The organism is Novosphingobium sp. 63-713 (assembly GCF_001898925.1).
GTDB lineage: Bacteria > Pseudomonadota > Alphaproteobacteria > Sphingomonadales > Sphingomonadaceae > Novosphingobium.
This window is the reverse complement of the sequence record NZ_MKVS01000047.1, coordinates 458,874-480,371: the sequence shown is the minus strand read 5'-3', so window position 1 is coordinate 480,371 and position 21,498 is coordinate 458,874. Positions and strand designations below refer to the sequence as shown.

18 protein-coding genes are annotated in these 21,498 nt (G+C 65.5%); 10 read left to right on the top strand and 8 right to left on the bottom strand.

The genetic code is table 11. From position 1 onward, the window contains the following. Nucleotides 1–18: 18 nt before the first annotated feature. From BGP00_RS20620 to hpnA, 7 genes are read right to left on the bottom strand one after another with little or no spacing between them, the layout of a single operon-like run. Nucleotides 19–696: a phosphorylase gene (locus BGP00_RS20620; protein WP_168605631.1), complete on the bottom strand. Its 678-nt coding sequence runs from the start codon at nucleotides 694–696 to the stop codon at nucleotides 19–21. Further along, nucleotides 684–2,621, bottom strand: a complete 1,938-nt coding sequence (gene shc / locus BGP00_RS20615) for a squalene--hopene cyclase (RefSeq protein WP_292688630.1) — start codon at nucleotides 2,619–2,621, stop codon at nucleotides 684–686. Before shc ends, BGP00_RS20620 begins: the two co-directional genes overlap by 13 nt. After that, complete coding sequence (gene hpnE / locus BGP00_RS20610; RefSeq protein WP_292688628.1) at nucleotides 2,618–3,889, bottom strand: hydroxysqualene dehydroxylase HpnE; 1,272 nt, start codon at nucleotides 3,887–3,889, stop codon at nucleotides 2,618–2,620. Before hpnE ends, shc begins: the two co-directional genes overlap by 4 nt. Next, nucleotides 3,890–4,750 carry a presqualene diphosphate synthase HpnD gene (gene hpnD / locus BGP00_RS20605; protein ID WP_292688626.1) on the bottom strand — a complete coding sequence of 287 codons (861 nt, stop codon included), beginning with the start codon at nucleotides 4,748–4,750 and terminating at the stop codon, nucleotides 3,890–3,892. After that, nucleotides 4,747–5,622, bottom strand: coding sequence for a squalene synthase HpnC (hpnC, locus tag BGP00_RS20600; RefSeq protein WP_292688624.1), 876 nt, complete (start codon nucleotides 5,620–5,622; stop codon nucleotides 4,747–4,749). The genes hpnD and hpnC overlap by 4 nt, the downstream gene beginning before the upstream one ends. Continuing rightward, entirely contained in the window at nucleotides 5,619–6,755 is a 1,137-nt protein-coding gene (locus tag BGP00_RS20595) for a glycosyltransferase (protein WP_292688622.1), read from the bottom strand. The genes hpnC and BGP00_RS20595 overlap by 4 nt, the downstream gene beginning before the upstream one ends. Further along, nucleotides 6,752–7,747: a hopanoid-associated sugar epimerase gene (hpnA, locus tag BGP00_RS20590; RefSeq protein WP_292688620.1), complete on the bottom strand. Its 996-nt coding sequence runs from the start codon at nucleotides 7,745–7,747 to the stop codon at nucleotides 6,752–6,754. Before hpnA ends, BGP00_RS20595 begins: the two co-directional genes overlap by 4 nt. Before the next feature lie 65 nt (nucleotides 7,748–7,812). On the opposite strand from hpnA, the gene hpnI reads away from it, so the two are divergent. From hpnI to BGP00_RS20570, 4 genes are read left to right on the top strand one after another with little or no spacing between them, the layout of a single operon-like run. Next, nucleotides 7,813–8,964, top strand: a complete 1,152-nt coding sequence (hpnI, locus tag BGP00_RS20585; RefSeq protein ID WP_292925860.1) for a bacteriohopanetetrol glucosamine biosynthesis glycosyltransferase HpnI — start codon at nucleotides 7,813–7,815, stop codon at nucleotides 8,962–8,964. Beyond that, nucleotides 8,961–10,406, top strand: coding sequence for a hopanoid biosynthesis associated radical SAM protein HpnJ (hpnJ, locus tag BGP00_RS20580; RefSeq protein WP_168605623.1), 1,446 nt, complete (start codon nucleotides 8,961–8,963; stop codon nucleotides 10,404–10,406). The genes hpnI and hpnJ overlap by 4 nt, the downstream gene beginning before the upstream one ends. 4 nt (nucleotides 10,407–10,410) lie before the next feature. Beyond that, nucleotides 10,411–11,226, top strand: coding sequence for a hopanoid biosynthesis-associated protein HpnK (gene hpnK / locus BGP00_RS20575; RefSeq protein WP_292688616.1), 816 nt, complete (start codon nucleotides 10,411–10,413; stop codon nucleotides 11,224–11,226). Then, nucleotides 11,226–12,242, top strand: coding sequence for a VacJ family lipoprotein (locus tag BGP00_RS20570; RefSeq protein ID WP_292688614.1), 1,017 nt, complete (start codon nucleotides 11,226–11,228; stop codon nucleotides 12,240–12,242). Before hpnK ends, BGP00_RS20570 begins: the two co-directional genes overlap by 1 nt. 256 nt (nucleotides 12,243–12,498) lie before the next feature. On the opposite strand, the gene BGP00_RS20565 is transcribed toward BGP00_RS20570, so the two are convergent. After that, a complete protein-coding gene (locus BGP00_RS20565) occupies nucleotides 12,499–13,491 on the bottom strand; it encodes a lysylphosphatidylglycerol synthase domain-containing protein (protein WP_292688612.1) in 993 nt (330 codons plus the stop codon). 83 nt (nucleotides 13,492–13,574) lie between these two features. On the opposite strand from BGP00_RS20565, the gene BGP00_RS20560 reads away from it, so the two are divergent. From BGP00_RS20560 to BGP00_RS20535, 6 genes are all read left to right on the top strand, one after another. Further along, complete coding sequence (locus BGP00_RS20560) at nucleotides 13,575–16,187, top strand: MMPL family transporter (protein WP_292688610.1); 2,613 nt, start codon at nucleotides 13,575–13,577, stop codon at nucleotides 16,185–16,187. Next, complete coding sequence (locus tag BGP00_RS20555) at nucleotides 16,184–16,927, top strand: polysaccharide deacetylase family protein (RefSeq protein ID WP_292688608.1); 744 nt, start codon at nucleotides 16,184–16,186, stop codon at nucleotides 16,925–16,927. The genes BGP00_RS20560 and BGP00_RS20555 overlap by 4 nt, the downstream gene beginning before the upstream one ends. A 109-nt stretch (nucleotides 16,928–17,036) precedes the next feature. Continuing rightward, on the top strand, nucleotides 17,037–18,059 hold the full coding sequence (locus BGP00_RS20550; RefSeq protein WP_168605617.1) for a hypothetical protein: 1,023 nt from the start codon (nucleotides 17,037–17,039) through the stop codon (nucleotides 18,057–18,059). A gap of 3 nt (nucleotides 18,060–18,062) precedes the next feature. After that, nucleotides 18,063–18,587, top strand: coding sequence for a DUF2141 domain-containing protein (locus tag BGP00_RS20545; protein ID WP_168605616.1), 525 nt, complete (start codon nucleotides 18,063–18,065; stop codon nucleotides 18,585–18,587). A gap of 143 nt (nucleotides 18,588–18,730) precedes the next feature. Beyond that, nucleotides 18,731–19,924 carry a glycosyltransferase gene (locus tag BGP00_RS20540; protein ID WP_292688605.1) on the top strand — a complete coding sequence of 398 codons (1,194 nt, stop codon included), beginning with the start codon at nucleotides 18,731–18,733 and terminating at the stop codon, nucleotides 19,922–19,924. Nucleotides 19,925–20,024: 100 nt separating this feature from the next. Next, nucleotides 20,025–21,311: a dipeptidase gene (locus BGP00_RS20535; protein ID WP_292688603.1), complete on the top strand. Its 1,287-nt coding sequence runs from the start codon at nucleotides 20,025–20,027 to the stop codon at nucleotides 21,309–21,311. Nucleotides 21,312–21,498: the final 187 nt, after the last annotated feature.

Here is a 21,498-nt window from a genome sequence, read left to right as displayed (position 1 = left end):
TCCACCCCGCCTTTTTTCTTACCGCAAATCAAAGCCCAGATAGGGCCCGGCCTGTTTCGATCCCTTGATCAGTGAACGATAGGCCTTGGCAAAACCCATGATCGTCTTGGTCAGCGATCCGATCTGATCGGGCTGCTGACGGATCGACTTGAAGATCGCGCCCAACGCCAGCTCGCCATTGGGGCCCATCATCACATTGACCGCGGGCGGCAATTCCACCTCGGCAATATCGGAAATGCAGCGCAAAATGCCAAAGGGCAGGTTCATATGCGCCGCCACCTCGGCCACGATATGGCTTTCCATATCCGCCGCAATGGCCGCACTGGCCCATGCACGCTCGGCCTTGTCATGCGAATCGGTCAGCAGATGGCCATCGGCATGGACCGTGCCCACCCGTGCCTGAGGCAGCAAGGCCTGAAGCGCGGCCACCCAGCGTTCGTCGCATTTGGCATGGAACGCGCCGGTCAGCCTTTTGCCGATCACCATCGTGCCCAGTTTGAGCGTATGATCAACCGCCCCGCACATGCCATAGCTGAGCAGGGCGCCGGCGTTCTTGGCGCGTTCCATCAACTCTTCGCGCAGGCGGTCGGGGTCGTTGCCACCCGCGATCACCTCGACCTGATGCTGATCAAGCACCGCCGCCTCGCGCAGCGTGCCTGTCACCACGATCACCGGCTTGCCGTTCACATTCCCCACTGGGCTTGCTCCACATTGGCCTGCGCCATATTGCGATACCGCGCCAGAGCCCAAAGCGGGAAATAGCGCGGATAGCCATGATAACGCAGGTAAAAGACTCGCGGGAAACCCCCGCCCGTATAATGCTCCTGCCCCCAGAGACCGTCCCCGGCCTGATTGGCGATCAGCCACGCGATCCCGCGCGCGACTGCCTCGCTTTTTGCCTCGCCCACCGCCATCAGGCCGAGCGTGGCCCATGCGGTCTGGCTGGCGTTCGAATCGAAAGTTTCATGGCCCTTGCGGTCCAGCGCATAGGAATCGCAGCTTTCGCCCCAGCCGCCATCCGCATTCTGCACCGATTTCAACCATTCGACCGCGCGCGCCACCATCGGATGGTCGCGCCCGATCCCTGCCCGGCCCAAGGCGCACAGCACCGACCAGGTTCCATAGACATGGTTGACCCCCCAGCGGCCAAACCAACTGCCTTCCTTCTCCTGCTCTTTCTCCAGCCAGCCCAGCGCGGCTGTCATGCGCGGGCTGTCGACGGGCTCGCCCATCTGCGCCAGCATCGAGACCACGCGGGCCGAAACATCGGCTGTGGGCGGGTCGAGCAGAGCGCCATGATCGGCAAAGGGCAGGTTGTTCAGATAGAGCTTGTCATTGTCCGCATCGAAAGCGGCAAACCCGCCATCCTTCGATTGCAGACCCACGGTCCATTCAAACCCGCGCGCGATGGCTTCCTTGTCCTTGTCGCCGCGCAGGCCCGAGGCGCGGTCCATCGCCATCACCACCACGGCGGTGTCGTCCAGATCGGGATAGTGATCGTTATTATACTGAAACGCCCAGCCGCCGGGCCGGACATAGCGCTGCTCGACCCAATCGCCCGCCGTATCAAGGATCTGGCGCGGCCCCAGCCAGTCGAGCGCGCGGTCGGCTCCGGCCAACGCCTCCTCGCTGCCCACCTCCAGCATGGCATGGGCGGCCAGAGCGGTGTCCCAGACCGGGCTGACGCAGGGCTGGCAATAGGCCTCGTCCTCTTTGACCACCAACAGCCGCTCGACCGATTCGCGGGCAATGGCGCGATGCGGATGGTCGGGCGCATAGCCCAGCACGTCGAACATCATCACGCTGTTGGCCATGGCCGGATAGATCGCGCCAAGACCATCAACGCCGTTGAGGCGCTCGACCACCCATTCCTCGCACAGGCGGATGGCGCGGGCGCGCATCGCCTTGGGCCAGCGTCCCTCAAACCGTTTCAGCCCCCAGTCCAGCGCCTCGAACCCGTTCTTCCATACCGGATGCACATGGTCGGCCTGGCTGGTCAGCTTGCGCGGCACGCCGGTGTACAGCTCCGGCACAAACACCTGTTTCGGATTGCGCGCCACGGGCTTCAACGCACATAGCACCAAGAGCGGCACCACCACCGTGCGCGCCCAATAGCTCATCTTCAGCAGATGGACCGGAAACCAGCGCGGCGCGAGGATCAGCTCGGGCGGGATGGTGGGCACAGCATCCCACGGCCCGGCGCCGAACAACGCCAGTTGGATGCGGGTAAAGACATTGACCGCCTCGGCCCCGCCCGCCTTCAGGATTGCGGCGCGGGCGCGGGCCATATGCGGCGCATCGACATCATCGCCGATCATCTTCAGCGCGTAATAGGCCTTCACCGTGGCCGAAATATCGAACCCGCCCTCGTGATAGAGCGGCCAGCCATCATGGGCCTCCGACTGAATCCGGCGCAGATAGCGGCCGATCTTGCCTTCCAACTCCTCATCCACCGGCTCGCCAAGGAAATGACGCAGCAGGACATATTCGGACGGAATGGTGGCATCGGCCTCCAGTTCATAAACCCAATGGCCATCCTCGCGCTGCTCGGCCAGCAGGGCGTGGGCGGCGCGGCCGATGGTGGCGTCCAGAAGGGCGCGATCAGGGGCGGTTTGGCTCATTGTCCTTTTCCATATTTCAAGGGCTGGCCCAGAACCAGCCGTGCCGCGCTGTCGCCGGAGCGGATCGCCCCCTCGATCGTCGCGGGCAGTCCGTTTTGCACCCAATCTCCGGCCAGAAACAGGTTGCGCCAGCGGGTATTCGTATGCGGGCGCCGCGCGTCCTGCTCGGGCGTGGCGGCAAAGGTGGCGCGCTTTTCCTTGACGATCTGCCAGCGCGGCATCGGCGCGGTGATCCCCAGAGCCTGCGCCACCTCGGCCCAGATCATCGCGGCCAGCGCCTCGCGGTCCTCGTCCATCAACCGGTCCGCGCCCGAAATGGTCACGGAAATCCGGTCGGGATGGGTAAAGATCCATTCGCTGGTGGCATTGGTCAGCCCCAGCATCTCGGGCGCGCCCGCCGGGGGCGTACAAGCGAAATGCGCGTTGAGGATCGAGCGATGATCGTCCGGCACGGTCAGATCCGGCACCAGCGAAGCCGCGACCCATGCGGGCACCGCCAGCACCACCGCCTCATCCGCACCAATCGCCTGCGCCCCCTCGGCCCATTCCAGCGCCGATACACAATCGCCCTCAAACCGGATGCCGCGCAGTCGCCGCCCGGTCTGCAAAGCGACGCCCTTCGCCTCCAGCCAGTCCACTGCCGGATCGATAAACGCCGCCGCCAGCGTCGGCACCGCCACGCGCGGCGCGCTGGCCCGCCCGCCCTTGGCCAGCGTTTCGGCCAGCACATTGGCGCAAAGCGCGGCAGAGGAGGCCGCCGGATCGGTGTTCAAGGCCGCCAGCAGGACCGGATGCAGCATCCTTTCCCACACCGGCCCCTGCGGCTTTACCAGATCGCCGATGGTCTGATCCGCCCGCCCCTTGAGCAAGCGCCCCAAAGGCAGATAATCGGCCAGACGCGATCCCGGCACCCGGCGCGATGGCACCAGCACCCACCATGGCACCGGCCCGTCATTGATCCGCAAGGTCCAGCGCTCGCCCGTGGCCAGATCGGCAAAGGCGAAATCGGCATGGAGCGGCCCGGCCAGAGGCGCATCCGCGCCCACTACCTCGCGAAACCGCGCCACCGCCGGATTGCCCGCCAGCACCAGATGGTTGCCATTGTCGATGGTCAGCCCCAGCGATGGGTCGAAATAAGAGCGGCAGCGCCCGCCCGCCCGCGGCCCGGCCTCGGACAGCGACACGGGGCAACCGGCTGCGGACAATTCCACCGCCGCCGCCAGCCCGGCCATGCCCGCCCCGATCACCTGTGCGCGGAGGAAAGCCATTTATCCCATCACCAGATGACGGATCAGCGAGAAGAGCAGGCGCGGCTTGGACGTGCTGACACGGCGGCGCGGCGCGTGCCAGCCCTGCGCCAGCATCCGGCGCAGGACCAGCGCATAGGCTTCCGCCATCAGGCGCGGGGCGATCAAGCGACCCTTGGGACGCGCGGCAAGGCAGGCCCCGGCGGCCACGAAATGCGCCTCGGCCCGCGCGGCCAGCCAGCGCGCGGCGCTGTCCATGCCGGGGTCCTGCATCAAGGTCGTGGGCGTGGTGGGATGAATGCCCGCATGGGTCAGCGCCTCGATGGGCAGATAGACGCGCGCGATTTCCGCATCCTCGTCCAGATCGCGCAATATATTGGTGAATTGCAGCGCCCGGCCAAGGTGATGCGCCAGATGGACGCCCTCGGCCCGGTCCATGCCAAAAATATTGACCGACAGGCGCCCCACCGCGCTGGCCACGCAATCGCAATAATGGTCGAGCAGGGCAAATGTGGGCCATTGGATATCGGCATCGACATCCATCTGCATCCCCTCGATCACGGCGAGGAAATCGGCCTCTTCCAGCGCAAAATCACGCACGGCCTGCGCGAGGAAACCGGCCTGTCCGGTGTCCCCTCCGCGATAGAGCGCGCCGATCCAGCGCCGCCAGTCGGCCAGCATCGCGCCGCGTTGGTCGCGCGGGGCCTGCTGATCGTCGGCAATGTCATCGACGATGCGGCAAAAGCCATAGATGGCGAACATCGCCTCGCGCTCGGCACGCGGCAGGATGCGCATACCGGCGTAAAAGCTGCTGCCCGCGACCTTGGCGCGCAGGGCTTCCGGCATCGAGGAGGGAGTGGGCGATAGGGTGGTTGCGGTCATGATCTTTTGCCCGGCCAGATACGGCGGCCCGCCTGCCGCATTGCAGCACGAAGCGCAAGGGTGAGCGCGCGGGCCTTGGTATGATGGACCTTTTCGCTCAAGGGATCGCGGGCCAGCAGCACCTCGCACAGATCTTCGGCCAGCCGCTGGATGATGGCCACCTCGGCGGCCAGCCGCCAGTCGCGGATCGCATCGGCAAAGGGCGCGCTGGCCCGCAGCAGGCCCTGCGTGCGCAGCGTCAGATCGGTCAGCACCCCGCGCAGGGCCGGATTGGCGCGCTTTTCAGCCAGAGCCTCCACCCCGATTCCCGCCGCGCGCAGCGAATCGAGCGGAATATAGACCCGGTCGATGGCGCGGTAATCCTTGGCGCAATCCTGAAGGTGGTTGATGATCTGCAAAGCGGCGCAGAGCGAATCGTTCATCGGCCAGAGGACGCGATCCTCGCCATGGCAATCAAGGACGAAGCGACCCACCGGCATCGCCGAATAACGGCAATAGTCGATCAGCCCGGCCCAGTCCTGATAGCGGTCCACCGTGCAGTCGCGCTCAAAGGCGGTCAACAGGTCATGGGCATGGGCAAGGCTGATGCCCCGCTCGCGGCATACCGTGCCCAGCGCCTGCGCCAGCGGGTCGCCGACACCCGCATCCGCGCCCTCCAGCCCGGCGCGCATCAGGCCCAGCAGGCGCAGCTTTTCCGCCGCGCTGGCGGTGGGGTGGTCGGCAATATCATCGGCCGCGCGGGCAAAGCGATAATAGGCCATCACCGGCGCGCGCGCATCGGGGCGCACCAGAAAACTGGCCACGGGAAAGTTCTCGCCCGTGTGATCCTTGCCGCTTTGCAGATCGGCGGTGGTTAGGATGGTGTCTGTCATGCCCCCGAAATGTCCCCGGAAAGATCCAATGCCTGTGCGCGGCCTTTCCACATGCCACCCTTGCCCCGGTAATAGGCCCAAGCTGAATAGATTGTGCATGAAACATAGAACAGCGCGACCAAAGGCAGAGCCAGAGCGCGCATCGGGGCGCGGCCGTAAAAGCCGAGAATCGGCTGATAAGACCCCAGCATCAGCCCCAGCGCGATCAGGCCCATGACCTGCACCGCGCCATGCCCCGTCAACGCCAACCACACCGGCGCGCCAAACATCAAGCCCAGCCCCAGCACCGTGCCCACCAGCATCAGCGGATTATAGCGCAATTGCGCATAGGCGCTGCGGGCGATCATCATGCCGATCTCGCGCCAGTTGCTATAGGGACGGATCGACACGCTGCGCCGCGTCAGGCCCAGCCAGATCGGCCCCTGTTTCTTGATGAGCGCGCCCAAGGTGCAATCGTCAATCAGCGCCCCGCGCATCGCGCCAATGCCGCCTGCGGCCTCCAGCGCCTGACGCTCGACCAGCACGCAGCCGCCCGCCGCGCCCGCGATCGGGGCCTTGGGCCGGTTGATCCAATTGAACGGATAAAGCATCATGAAGAACCAGATGAAGGCGGGCACCAGCCATTTTTCCGCCCATGTCCGGCAAGACAGCAGCGCCATGAAGGACACCAGCCTGCGGTCTCCGCCATGGGCAATGCCGACAAGGCGCGTCAGCGTATCGGGCGCATGTTCAATGTCCGCGTCCGTCAGCCACAGGTATCGCGGCGCCCCGGCCTCGATGATCCCCTGATGCACGGCCCAGAGCTTTCCGGTCCAGCCCGCCGCCAAGGGCGAGCCGCGCAGCACGGTCAGGCGATCAGCCCCAAGAGTGTGGGCCAGATCGCCGGTGCCATCTTCGGAATTGTCATCCACCAGCACGACCCGGAACGGCCCGGCATAATCCTGCGCCAACAGGCTGCCGATGGAGCGGGTGATCACATCGGCCTCATTGCGCGCAGGCACCACGGCGACCACCTCGGGCCAGACATCGGGGGCGGCGAAAGGGGCATTGTCATCGGCCTCACGGCAGGTCCAGAAGCCCGTGGCGACCAGCCCCAGCCAGATCGCCAGCACCAGCGCGGCAAGGATGGTCATGGGATCATGCCTTCCTGCGCAAACCAGCCCAGCGCATCACGCACCGCCTCCTGCCAGGGCCGCGCGGTATAGCCCAGTTCGGCCTGCGCCCGCGCGCTGGAGAAATACATGTGGTGCCGCGCCATTTTCAGCGCGTCCACGGTGACGAAAGGTTCAACCCCCGTCATCCGCCCCCACAATTCCGCGCCCACCGCCAGCGGAAACAAAGGCGCGACCGGCAATTTCACGCGCGGCGGCTTCCTGCCCACCTGCGTGCAGATTTCCGCCAGCATCGCGCCCAGCGTCACATCCTGACCGCCAAGAATATAGCGCCGCCCGATCTGCCCTCGTTCCGCCGCCAATACATGCCCGCGCGCAACATCCTCGACATGGACAAGGTTGAGGCCCGTCTCGACATAGGCGGGCATGCGCCCATGCGCGCATTCGACAAGGATGCGGCCCGTGGGCGTGGGTTTGACATCGCGCGGGCCGATGGGGGTCGACGGCTGGACGATGATCGCGGGCAGGCCCTCGCGCGCCACCATATCCTCGACCAGCCTTTCGGCCACGACTTTGGATTGTTTGTAAATACCCACCGCTTCTTCGACAGTGGCGGGCCGCGTTTCATCGGCCGCGCCATGGTCCAGCGGTTTCAAGGTCGCCACGGACGAGGTGTAGACCACCCGCCCCACACCTTCGGCCAGCGCGGCGCGCATCACGGCGCGCGTCATCGCTTCATTGTTGCGCAGGATCTCGCCCGGATCGCGCGCCCAGAGGCGATAGTCGGCGGCGACATGGAACAATTCCCCGCCCCCGCGCATCGCCTCGCGCACCGCGCCTTCATCGCGCAGGTCGGCCTCGACGATTTCGCCGGGGAAATCGGCCAGATTGACCCGCGAGGACGACCCACGCACCACACCGCGCACCTGTCGCCCCTGCGCCGCCAGCACCCGCGCCACCGCGCTGCCCAGAAAACCGGCGACGCCGGTAACGATCGTGATGGGTCCGCTCATGGCGATGCCCCTAAACCCTTTTGCTGCGACTGCAAAGCGGTGTAGGGGCTTGCGCCATGGTATATGTGCTGTTGGCATATGGCGCCTTGGCGCTGGCGGGGGTTGGCCTGCTCTATCAACTCTTTGCCCTTGGCGCGCTGGGGCGGTTCCTTGCCGCGCCGCCCGCGCCCCACGCGCCTGCCCAGGCCATTACAATTCTGAAACCGCTGCATGGCGCAGAGCCACGCCTGGCCGAAAATCTGGCCGGATTCACACATCAGGATTATCCCGGAGCGGTGCAGATCGTGCTGGGCACCAATGCGCCCGAGGACACCGCCGCGCCCGTGGCCCGCGCCATGGTCGCGGCGCATAATAACATCGCCTATTACCCCGGCCCGCGCGCGCCTGCGGCCAATGGGAAAGTCGGCTCGCTGATCGCGATGATGCCTTTGGCCGCGCATGATGTGCTGGTCCTCTCGGACAGCGATATGGTGGTGGCCCCTGATTATCTGGCGCGGATCAACGATGCGCTGAGCCAGCCGGGCGTCGGGGCGGTCTCGTGCCTCTATGTCGGGCGGGGCGATGCGGGATTGTGGAGCCGGGTGGGCGCGATGATGATCGCTGCCCAGACTTTGCCCAATATGGTGGTCGGCATCGCCACCGGCATGGCCCAGCCCTGCATGGGATCCACCATCGCCCTGCGCCGCGAGACGCTCGACGCGATGGGCGGGTTTGCGGCGCTGGCCGATGTGCTGGCCGACGATCATGCGATCGGCGCAGGCGTGCGGGCGCAGGGGCTGCGGGTGGATATTCCGCCGATGATTCTGGTCCATGCCGGGGCCGAATCCTCGTTCCGCATGCTCTGGCGCCAGCATCTGCGCTGGGCCGTGACAGTGCGCGATCTGGCGGGTGCGGGCCATTACGGCTCGATTGTCACGCATGGATTGCCGCTGGGGGTCTTGGCGGCGGCGCTTGCGCCCGGTATAGGCGGGGCCTTGCTGCTGGCAATAATCCTTGCCCGACTTGCGCTTGCAGCAAAGGTTCATAAATATGCGCCTATTGCCCTGCCCCTATGGCTGATACCCATCGCCGACCTCATCAGCTTTTGCGTTTTTTGCGCCAGCCTGTTCGCAACTGCGATTGATTGGCGCGGCGCAAGCCTTACAATGACCTCCAAAGGCCGCATCAGGGGCCTCCCTGCCACCGACCATGCCGCCCGCACCAAGAGAGACCGATGAAGCGCACCATTTTTCTCCAAGCCCCCTCCTTCCACGGTTTCGACGGGGGCGCCGGCGCCCGCTATCAGGCCAAGCGTGAGATCAAGAGCTTCTGGTATCCGACATGGCTGGCCCAGCCCGCCGCGATGGTGCCGGGTTCCAAGCTGATCGACGCTCCCGCCCACGATCAAAGCTGGGAAGACATCGCCCACGAGTTCGACACGGCCGAACTGGTCATCCTGCACACCTCGACGCCCAGCTTTATGCAGGACATCAAGACGGCCGAGCTGATCAAAGCGCGCAACCCGAACTGCCTCGTCGGCTTTGTCGGCGCCAAGGTGATGATCGAGACCGAGCAGAGCCTCGAGGCCTCCACCGCCATCGATTTCGTCGCGCGCGAGGAATATGACTACACCTGCGTCGATTTGGCCGAGGGCAAGCCCTTTGCCGAAATCGACGGCATTTCCTATCGCGGGCCGGACGGCAAGATCATCCACAACAAGAACCGCGCCATCATCGAGGATATGGACGCGCTGCCCATGGTTTCGCCCATGTACAAGCGCGACCTGAAGATCGACAATTACTTCATCGGCTATCTGAAGGCGCCCTATGTGTCCTTCTACACCGGGCGCGGGTGCAAGAGCCGCTGCACCTTCTGCCTGTGGCCCCAGACCATTTCGGGCCACCGCTATCGCTCGCGCTCGGTCGCCAAGGTGATCGAGGAGATCCAGTATATCCTCAAGGAAATCCCCGAAACCAAGGAGATCTTCTTTGACGACGACACGCTGACCGATGACATCGACCGCGTCGAAAAGCTGGCCATCGCGATGGGCGAACTGGGCTTTGGCAAGCCGGGCTTCCCGCTGACGTGGAGCTGCAACGCCAAGGCCAATGTGCCCCGCAAGACGCTGGAAATCATGAAGGCCAACGGCTGCCGCCTGCTGCTCGTCGGCTATGAAAGCGGCAATCAGCAGATCCTGCACAACATCAAGAAGGGCCTGCGCGTCGAAGTGGCGCGCGAGTTCACCAAGAATTGCCACGAGCTTGGCATCGCCATCCACGGCACCTTCATCCTCGGCCTGCCCGGCGAAACGCTGGAAACGATCGAGGAAACCATCCGCTATGCTCAGGAAATCAACCCGCACACCATTCAGGTGTCGCTGGCCGCGCCCTATCCTGGCACGTTCCTGTACAATCAGGCGGTGGAAAACGGCTGGTTCGCGGGCGGCAAGCCGATGACCGACGATGGCGGCCACCAGATCGCCCAGCTTTCCTATCCGCACCTGCCCGCGTCGGTCATCCACGCCAAGGTCGAGGAATTCTACAAGCGCTTCTATTTCCGCCCGCGCAAGATCGGCGCCATCGTCAATGAAATGGTGCGCGATTGGGACATGATGAAGCGCCGGTTGCGCGAAGGCGTGGAATTCTTCCAGTTCCTGCGTCAGCGCAAGGAAGCCGCGTAAACTGATGACCAAGCGCCGCCTCGTGGTGACGGCCGATGATTTCGGCGCCGCGCTGGCGGTGAACGAAGCGGTCGAGCGCGCCCATACGCAAGGCATCCTGACCGCCGCCAGCCTGATGGTTTCGGGCGAGGCGGCGCAGGATGCGGTGGCGAGGGCGCGCCGCCTGCCGGGGCTGGGCGTGGGGCTGCATGTGGTGCTGGCCGATGGCCGCCCCGTGCTGCCGCCGGAGCGGGTCTCGGCGCTGGTGGGGCCCGATGGCTGGTTTCACCCCTCCATGGTCAAGACCGCCTTTGCCATCGCCCTCTCGCCCGTGGCCCGCGCACAGATGCGGGCCGAGGTGGCCGCGCAATTTGCCGCTTTTGCCGAAACGGGCCTCGCGCTCGATCATGTCAACGCGCACAAGCATTTCCACCTCCACCCGATGATCGCGGCGGCGATTCTGGAGGAAGGGCGCCGCCATGGTCTGCCCGCGATCCGTATGCCCGCGCAGGCCGGGACCGGGATGATGGAACATTGGGCGCGCCTACTGGGGCGGCAATGGCGCAAGGCGGGTGTGGCGACCAATGACAATGTGACCGGCCTGATCCAGACCGGCGCCTTTACCGCCGAGCGCATGGCCGCCGCGCTGGCCGACCTGCCCGAGGGGCTGACCGAACTTTACACCCATCCGGCCACGGTGGACGCCTATCCCGGCTCGGCGCCCGGCTATCTTTATCGCGCGGAACTTGCCGCGCTGACCGATCCGGGCGTGATCGCGGCCCTGCGCGCCAGCGGGGTGGAAACCGGCCCCTTCGCCCGATTCGCGGGGCGGGCGAACTGATGGCGCTGCCCCTCGTCCTGCCGCTGGCGCTGGCGCCTCTCGCCGCAGCCGCCAGCACGCCCGATCCAGCCACCTCGCCCGAGGACGCCGAAGCCGCTGCCCAGGTGGCCGCCATCGCCGCAGAACATCCCGATGACCCGGCCCATCCCGACGACAATGCCCCCATCATCGTGATCGGCATGGCGCAGGCCGCCCAGCGCGACGGCAAGAGTTTCGAGGAACCCGAGGAAGGCCCCGACACGATCGCCAACCTCGCCAATCCCGACCCGCTCGAAGGCATGAACCGCGTGTTCTTTGCCATCACCCAGCCGATCGACCGCTTTATCCTGCGCCCCATTGCCATCGTCTATCGCACCGTCCTGCCCGAACCGGTGCGCGACGGGGTGCATAATGCGCTGGCCAATATCTTCATGCCCTCGACGCTGGCCAATGACATGATCCAGTTGAAACCCGAACGCGCGTGGCAGACCGCCAAACGCTTCGTGCTCAATTCGACGCTGGGCTTTGGCGGTCTGGTCGATGTGGCCAAACGCAAGCCCTTCAACACGCCCGCGCACAGCAACGGCTTTTCCAATACGCTGGGCGTGGCCGGGGCCGGGCCGGGGGTTTACCTCTATCTGCCCCTCCTTGGGCCGACAACGATCCGGGACCTGATCGGCATGGGCGGCGATGCCTTTACCCAGCCGCTGCTGCTGGACCGCGTGTCGCGCCCGCAGGTTTCGGTGGCCCCCAACCGCCGCCCGCGCTCCTTCGTGACCGAGGCGGTTTCGGTCTCCACCCCCGGCGCCATCGCGCTGGGCACCAGCGGCGTCGATACGCGCGCCCGCGCCGAGCCCGAGCTCAAGGCGCTCAAGGCCCAGTCGGTCGACTTCTACGCTGCCCTGCGCTCCACCTATCTGCAGCACCGCGCCGGGCAGATCGCCGCGCTCAAAGTCCCGCCGGGGCAAGCGCCCGAAGTGCCCGAATTCGATGATCCGCTGGAGGATCCGGGGGCGAAACCGGCGGCGAAGCCTTAAAGGTGTTTAAAAGGTGCCTCCGGCGGGCAAAGGGACTTGTCCCTTTGCAATCCCGTTAATGGGGGGTGGGAGGTTTGCCGCCTCGCGCTCTATAAGATGGTTTGAAAGCCTGCGGCGCGGCGGCCAAGCGCCGAAAAGCGCCGCAGGCTTTATCATTCTAACGCCGCGCCAATCAGCCGTGGCGGCCCGATAAGCGCAACGACGACAGTACCGGGATTGCAAAGGGCCCCCGCCCTTTGCCCGCCGGAGGCAAATCTCATCCTTCAGACCTCTCGCGCCGCGCCCGATACTCCAGCACTGGCCACATCAACAGCGAGAGCCCGAAGGCCAACTCGCGCAACCGCAAAATCAAACTCAGCGCCAGCGCCTGAGGCGCGGCCACGCCCATGGCGGTGCCTGCCAGCACCGCGCCCGCTTCCTGCATAACCAGCCCGCCGGGGACGAAGAAGAGGATCATGCGGGCGGCGGTGGCGGCGCTTTCGATGGCGAAGGCGGCAAAGAGCGAGAGGTTCATGCCGAATATATGGGCCGCGATATAGACCTGCACCCCGGACATGCTCCATGCGAAAAAGTGCAGGATGATGGCCAGCGGCAACCCCGTACGCTGGCGGGCCAGTTCGCGGCGCATCAGGTGGATTTCGGCGCGCAGGCGGCGTCCGGTGCGGGTCTGGATAAAGCGACGGTGGTGGGCGCTGCCCCGCCAGATCCGCCATCCGACATAGGCCAGCGGCGGCACCGCCAGCAGGCCCCACCACAACGAGGCGCCCGAAGAAGGGGCCGTGGGCGCAGCCTGCTCTCCCCAATGCCCCCAATGATACAGCACATAGGCGGCCAGCCCCATATAAGGCAGTTCGGCAATCACCTCGGCGATGATGTCGAGCGCGCGCAGGGCCACCGCCGCGCGCCCGCGCCCGCCCAGCAGCACCACCGCCCGCGCGCCCACCACATCGCCGAGGCCGGGAGGAAACAGCAGCAGGCTGTGCGCCGCATCGCGCACCAACCGCGCAATCAGGCTGGAACGGAAGGGGATGCCCACCTTGAGCGCCTGCTGCGCCGCGGTGCAAAGCAAAATCGCCACGAATTGCACCGGCAGGATCGCCAGCACCGCCAGCGGGTCGATGGTCGCCACGGCCTGGGCAAACATATGCCGCAGCCCGCTGTTGGCCGCCACCATGCCCAGCAGGCCGGCAAGCAAAAGCACCGAGGGCAGAATGGCGCTCCACCGGCGGCTGGATCTGGTTTCAGTCATGGGGCGGCGCGATAGGAGCATACGTCGCTTTGGGCAAGGTTGTGCCTTGTTTGCGCCCCAGTTTTCGGTCAGAGCAGGCCGCGATGATCACCGCCCGATTGACCCCCGCCATCCTGCGCGCCATCCGCGCGGCATCCCATCGCCCTGCGGTCACGCTGATTCTGGCGCTGGCGCTGGTGGCGGGCGCGCTGGCCTATGTGGCGGGGCATTTCGCGATGACCACCGACACCGGCCAGTTGATCAGCGCGAAAACGCCATGGCGTCAGGATGGCGCGGCGATCGAGGCGGCCTTTCCGCAATTGAAGGATTCGATCCTGGTCGTGGTCGACGGGCAAACGCCCGAACTGGCCGAGGATGGCGCGATCCGGCTCAGCGAGGCGCTGGGCAAGCTGGGGCCGAAAGGGCCGGTGGTGGCGGTGCGGCGGCCCGATGGGGGCGCGTTCTTTGACCGCTCGGGCCTGCTCTTTGCCGATCTGCCCGAGGTGCAGCAGACCACGCAGCGCCTGATTGATGCGCAGCCCTTGCTGGGCGGCCTTGCGGGCGATCCCAGCCTGCACGGCATTGCGGCCACCATCGACACCGTGGCCGATGGCGCCGCGCGCGGCACACAGGATGCCTCGCGCCTTGCCGATCCGCTGAGCAAGCTGTCGGCCGCGATTGACGCCAAGCTTTCGGGCAAGGTGCAGTATTTCTCATGGCAGCGGATGTTTTCGACCGACAAGGGCTCGCTCGCCCCGCCCACGCGCCGTTTGCTGATCGTGATGCCGCGCATGGATTATGGCGATCTGGAACCGGGCGCGGCCGCCGTCGAGGCTATCCGCGCGCAGGCCGCCGCGCTGGGGCTGGACGCGGCGCATGGGATGCGCGTGGGCATCACCGGCGAAGTGCCGCTGGCCGACGAGGAATTCGCCTCGATCCGCGAGGGCATGGGGATGATCGGGCTGGGCATGCTGGCCGCGATGCTGGCCTGCCTGTGGCTGGCCACGCGCTCGGCCAAGATCGTGGGCGCGATCATGGTGACGATCATCGCAGGGCTGGCCATCACGCTGGCGCTTGGGCTGCTGGCGGTCGGGCGGCTCAATCTGATTTCGGTGGCGTTTATTCCGCTGTTCGTCGGGCTGGGCGTCGATTTCGGCATTCAGGTGGCGGTGCGTTTCAACCATGAGCGCCGCGCCGGGGCCGCGCCGATGGAAGCGCTGGAACGCATGGCGGCCGCTATCGGTGAACCTTTGTCCTTGGCGGCGGCGGCGATTTTCCTCGCGCTGGGGGCGTTTCTGCCCACCGATTATGTCGGCATCGCCGAATTGGGCGTGATTGCGGGCATGGGCATGATCGTCGCCTTTTTGCTCAACATCACGCTGCTCCCCGCGCTGTTGATGGTGCTGCGTCCTGCTGTTCCAGCGGCGGATGTGGGCTGGGCCGGGGCCGCGCCGCTCGATGCGTTTCTGCATCGGCATCGGCGCGATGTGCTGATCGCCTTTGTCGGCGCGATGCTGCTTTCCGTGGTCACGCTGGTGTGGGTCAAATTCGACTTCAACCCGCTGCACCTGCGCGATCCGCATAGCCCGGCGATGCGCGAACTCTCGATCCTGATGAAGGATGCCGACCGCACGCCCAACACGATCACGATTCTGGCCCCCAATGTGGCCGCCGCCGACGATCTGGAAGCCCGTCTGGCCCGGCGCAAGGAAGTGGCCCGCGCGGTCACCATCGACAGTTTCGTGCCCGAGGCGCAGGGGGTGAAGCTGGCGCTGATTTCGGACGCCTCGCTGCTGCTGGACGCCACGATCAATCCTTTCGACTTTCCGCCCGCCAGCGATGATGCCGCCACCGTGGCCGCGCTGAACAAGGCCGCCGGATCGCTCAAGGCTCTGGCCGCGCGGCCCGGCGCAACGGCGGCGCCCGCCGCGCATCTGGCCGCCAGCTTTGCCGCTCTGGCCGCCGCCAGCCCGGCGCGGCGCGAGGCGGTGAGCGCCATGCTGGTGCCGCCGCTCCATCTGACGCTGGACAAGATCCGCGCATCGCTGACCGCCAGCGAGGTGACCCGCGAGAACCTGCCCGAGGAGATCCGCCGCGACTGGCTGGCCAAGGATGGCCGCGCGCTGGTTCAGGTGACGCCTGCAGGCAATGGCACAGACAATGCCACCATCGCGCGCTTTACCGCCGCCGTGCGCGCCGAGGCGCCGCGCGCCACCGGCCTGCCCGTAGCGACGCAGGAGGCGGCCAAGACCGTCGCCCATGCCTTTATCACGGCGGGCATCCTGGCGCTGGCGCTGGTGTCGCTCCTGCTCTGGCTGGTGCTGCGTTCGGTGCGAGAGGTGGCCTTTACGCTGGCCCCGGTGGTGCTGTCGGGGTTCCTGACGCTGGGCACCTGCGTGGCGATCGGGCAACCGTTGAACTTTGCCAATATCATCGCCTTTCCGCTGCTGTTCGGGGTGGGCGTGGCGTTTCACATCTATTTCGTCATGGCGTGGCGTTCGGGCGTGGGCGATCTGTTGCAGACCTCGCTGGCCCGCGCGGTTTTGTGCAGCGCGCTGGCCACGGGTTCAGCCTTTGGCGCGCTGTGGTTCAGCGCCCATCCCGGCACGGCCAGCATGGGGCTGATCCTGATGCTCTCGCTGGTCTGGACGCTGATCTGTGCGCTGATCTTTGAGCCTGCGCTGCTTGGCCCCGTGCATAAGAAGGATAAGCCATGAGCCGGGAAAAGATCCTTTTGGCCTCGATCCACGATGTCGGCCCGCGCGCCGAGGCGCAGGTTGATCAGCTGGCCGATCTGCTGGCCGAACTGCTGGGCGGCATGAATTTCGCCATGCTGGTCGTGCCCGATCATTGGAGCGAGGCGCCGCTGGCGGGCAATCCGGCCTATCAGGCCAAGTTGCGGCGCTGGGCGGACATGGGCGTGGAAATGTTTGTCCATGGCTGGTTTCACAAGGATCTGGCCCAGCACAGCGGCGTGGCGGCCTTCAAGGCCAAGCACATGACCGCCAGCGAGGGCGAGTTCCTCGGCCTTTCGCAGGCCGAGGCGGCGCGGCGGATGGCCGACGGGCGCAAGCTGATCGAGGATATCATCGGGCGCGAGACGGCGGGCTTTATCGCGCCGGCCTGGCTTTATGGGCGGGGCGCGATGGCGGCGCTGGCCGAATCGGGCTTTCCTCTGGCCGAGGATCATATGCGCGTGTGGCGGCCCGAAACCGGCGAAACGCTGGCGCGCGGCCCGGTGGTGACATGGGCCAGCCGGACCAAGGGGCGCCAGCTTTCCTCGCGATTCTTTGCCGGTCTCGCGCGGGTGGGGCTGCATGGGCTGGATGTGGCGCGCATCGCGGTGCATCCGGGCGATACCACTGTTCCCGCGCTGATTTCCTCGATCCGCGCCACCTACACCAGCTTTGCCGCCCGCCGCCGCCCGGCGCGCTACGGCGAATTGCTGGCAGACTGAACATCAGCCCCATGGCCCGTTCAGCCCCCGTTAGCCCCAAAAGGCCCATCAGCATGGCGCAAGTTGCCTACTGGCAATCACGGGCAAAGCCTGCCAAGGCGGCGCCACTATGAGCGACAAGACACCATCGGGCGCGGCACCCACCGTGGCGGATCAGGAAGCACAACAGATGTTGACCCAAAGCCCCGCCCATGGCGAGGCCTCAAAACCGGCAGGCGAACCGGCGGCCGAACCGGCCCCCGTCCGCGACATCGCCCTGGAAGAGGCCAATCAGCGCCGTTCGCGCATCGCCGGTTTTGCCAGCTCATTGATCTCGCTGGCGATTCTAGTGGTGGTGGCGGTGCGGTTGCTCGATCTCAACCCCAAGGGGCTGATCGAGATGGTGCCGCGTTCGGCCCCGTTCTGGATTGTGTTTGCCATCAATTACATGATGCCGCCGCTGTCCGAATGGGTGATCTATCGCCGGTTGTGGCGCATCCCGGCCTCGGGCATCCCGGCGCTGCTGCGCAAGCAGGTGTCGAACGAATTGCTGATGTCGTACCTGGGCGAGGTGCAGTTCTATGCCTGGGCGCGGGCGCGGCTGGGCATGGTGACGGCCCCCTTCGGCGCGATCAAGGACATGGCCATCCTTTCGGCGCTGACGGGCAATATCGCCACGCTGGTGATGCTGGGCGCGGCGTGGAAGATCATCCAGTCGGGCGTGATGGGCAAGGACACGACCACCGTGTTCACCTCGCTGGGCGTGGTGCTGGTGACCTCCTTTGTCATCCTGCTGTTCCGGCAAAAGCTGTTCTCGCTGCCCCGGCGCGAATTGTGGATCATCACCGGCGTCCATTTCCTGCGCATCATCGCCTATGTGGGGCTGACCGCGCTGCTCTGGCATCTGGTGCTGCCCGATGTGGCCTATGGCATCTGGCTGGTGCTGGCCACGCTGCGCATGCTGATTTCGCGCCTGCCGCTTGTGCCTTATAAAGACGCCGCTTTTTCGGGTCTTGCCATCTTCCTGATGGGGCATGATGATCAGATTTCATACCTGCTGGCGATGATGGCTGTCCTTTACCCGATTGCCCATATTATCGTGGGCACGGTGTTTGCCACTGTCGATCTTATCACCTCGCGCAAAGAAGGATAAAGCATGGCTCTGTTGTTGCCCCTGATCCTTGCCGCCGAAGCGCCGGCCAAGCCGGCGGTGCCGCTGGCCTCCACGCCCGAATTGGGCAAGGCGGAAGGCAAATGTCGCGCCAATGAAAGCGGCCCGGCCTTTCTGGTCGATGTGGTGGGGCTCAAGGATCGCACCGGCAAGCTCAAGCTTGAGGTCTATCCCAACAATGACGCCGATTTCCTGATGGATGACAATGTGCTCGTCTATCAGGGCAAGGCGTTTCGCCGGGTTGAGGAAGAAACGCCCGCCAGCGGCAATGTCCAGATCTGCGTGCGGGTTCCGGCGGCGGGGGCCTATTCGATCATGCTGCTGCACGACCGGGACAACAACCGCAAGTTCGGCTGGTGGGTCGATGGCATCGGCTTTGCCTCGAACCCGCGCCTTGGCTGGCACAAGCCCAAGGCCGCCGCGACCAAGGCGGTGGCGGGCAACGGCCCCACGCGCGTTTCGATCACGCTCAATTATCGCAACGGTCTGGGCATGTCGCCCATCAACTGATGCCGGTTAACTGATGCAGGCGTGACACACCGTGTCACACCCGGCGCCCTCCCTCTTGCGCTTTGCCCCGCCAGAGGCCACATGCGCCCCGGATGTCATCGGGCATCGGAAATGCAAACCTGTCCGGCGACAGGAGGGGCCAGTTGCGGATCGTTGATGTTTGCGCCTTTTACACGCCCCATGGCGGCGGCGTAAAAACCTATGTCGAGCAGAAGATGCGGATTGGCCCGGAACTGGGCCATGAGATCATCATCCTTGCCCCCGGCGACCGGCATGAGGTGATCGAACGCGGGCCGATGGCGCGGATCGTAACGATCCCGGCGCCGCGCTTTCCGCTGGATCGCAAATATTGGTATTTCAAGGATGAGGACGCGCTGCACGCGGAGATCACCGCGCTCAAGCCCGATTTCCTTGAGGTTTCTTCGCCATGGCGCAGCGCCAGCATGGTGGCCCGCTGGCCCGGCGATGCGCCGCGCGCGCTGGTGATGCATGCCGATCCGCTCTCGGCCTATGCCTATCGCTGGTTCGAACCGATCATGAGCCGCGAGGCCATCGACCGCAGCTTCGAGCCTTTCTGGAAGCACCTGCGCGAGCTGGGCCATCAGTTTGAGCGCGTGGTCTGCGCCAGCGCGGAATTGCGCGACCGTCTGGCGGCAGGCGGCGTGGCGCATACGGTGCTGCATCCGATGGGGATCGAGGCGGGATTGTTCAGCCCGAAACGGCGCAGCCCGGCGCTGCGGCGGCGGCTGCTGGAAATGTGCGGTCTGCCTGAAAGCGCCAAATTGCTGATCGGCGTGGGGCGGCTCAGCCCGGAAAAGCGCTGGCCGATGATCGTGGACGCGGTGGCCGCGGCCAGCCAGTCGATGCCAATCGGGCTGGTGCTGCTGGGCGCCGGCAACCAAAAGACGCGGATTTTGAAGCAGGTGGCGGGCAATCCGCATATCAAGCTGCTGAAACCCGAGAAGGACCGCGCCAAATTTGCCACCATTCTGGCCAGCGCCGATGCGCTGATCCATGGGTGCGAGGCCGAAACCTTCTGCATGGCCGCCGCAGAGGCGCGGGCCAGCGGGGTGCCGGTGATCGTGCCGGATCGCGGAGGCGCGGCCGACCATGCGCGCGGCGGCGCGGGCGTCACCTATAGCGCGGGCAGCGCCATGGCCGCCGCCCGCGCCACCCTGCGCCTGCTGCGCAACCTGCCCAAGGCCCCGCCCGAGGTGAAGGTCGTTTCGACCCAAGGCCATTTCGAGGCTCTGTTTGCCGATTACGCCAAGGCCCGGCGCGGGCAAGGACCCGAGGGCGCCGAGGAATATCTGTCCGAAAAAGCCGAAGTCGCCTGAGCTTACCTGACACGGATGTTGATACGCGCTTTGCCCCTCTTGCGCAGGGACAGGCGATGGCCTCTTGTGCGCGCCAAATCCTTCCTGCTGCGGAGCTTTCATGCGACACGCGATTACCGGCGCCCTTGCCTTCCTGCTTTCCACCTCCAGCTTGCTGGCTGCGCCTGCACAAACGCCCGAACAGATCGCGGCCGCCGCGCTGAAGGAGGCTCCGGTGTGGGACGGCCATATCGACGTGCCCGAACAATTGCGCGACCGGCGCCACGACGTGCTTAAAGGCTTTGATTTCCACGACACCACCCGCGAACCGGGCGATGACAAGTGGAACACCAATGCCAAGCCCGCCATCGTGCCGATGCAGACCGATCTGACCCGCATGAAGCAGGGCCATCTTCAGGCCGTGTTCTGGTCGGTCTATGTCTCGGCGGCGCTCAACGATCAGCAGGCCGTGCAGGCGACCCTTGAACAGGTCGATGTGATGAAACGCATCATCGCGGCCAACCCGGCCGAGATGCAGTTCTGCGCCGACGCCGCCTGCGTCGAAAAGGCATGGAAGGCAGGCAAGGTCGCCAGCCTGCTGGGCGCCGAAGGTGGGCATTCCATCGGCGGCTCGCTGGCCGTGCTGCGGACCCTGCATGAAATCGGCGTGCGCTATATGACGCTGACGCATTTCAAAACGACCCCATGGGCTGACAGCGGCACCGATGCGCCCCAACACAATGGCCTGACGCCCTTTGGCAAGGATGTGGTGCGCGAGATGAACCGGCTGGGGATTCTGGTCGACCTCTCGCATGTCAGCCAGAAGACCATGCTGGACGCGCTGGAGGTTTCGGGCGCGCCGGTGATCTTCTCGCACTCCAACGCGCAGGCGATTTCCGGCCATCCGCGCAATGTGTCGGATGAGGTGCTGGACAAGGTGAAGGCCAATGGCGGCGTGGTCGCGGTCAATTTCTTCCCCGGCTATATCAGCCCCGGCCAGTACGCCTGGGCCGCCAACCGCGCGGGCGAAATGGCGCGGCAAAAGGCGCTGCACCCCGACCGGCCCGACATCGCGGCGGCCGCTCTGGCCGATTGGGAAAAGGCCAATCCCAAGCCCGTCGCCACGCTGGCCGATGTCGTCGCCCATATCGACCATATCAAGCAGCGCATCGGCATCGACCATATCGCGCTCGGCTCGGACTTCGATGGCGGATCCGTCGGCTTGCAGGGCCTGCCCGACACCTCGGCCTACCCCGCGCTCTTCGTCGAACTGGCCCGCAAGGGCTACACCAAGGAGGATCTGAAAAAGATCGCCAGCGGGAATTTCCTGCGCGTGTTGAAGGCGGCAGAAGCCTATGCGGCGGCGCATAAGGGGGATCCGGCGATTGAGAATCCGACGGTGTTTTGAGGTTTTTTGCCTCCGGCGGGCAAAGGGACTTGTCCCTTTGCAATCCCGTTAATGGGGTGGTGTAAGGTTGGCAGAGTCAGGTTTGGCGGATGATGGGAAAGCCTGCGGCGCGGGAAGCTCATCGCTAAAAGCGCCGCGGGCTTTCAAAACCATGACACGCGCGCAACCTTGCCAACCAAGCGCAACC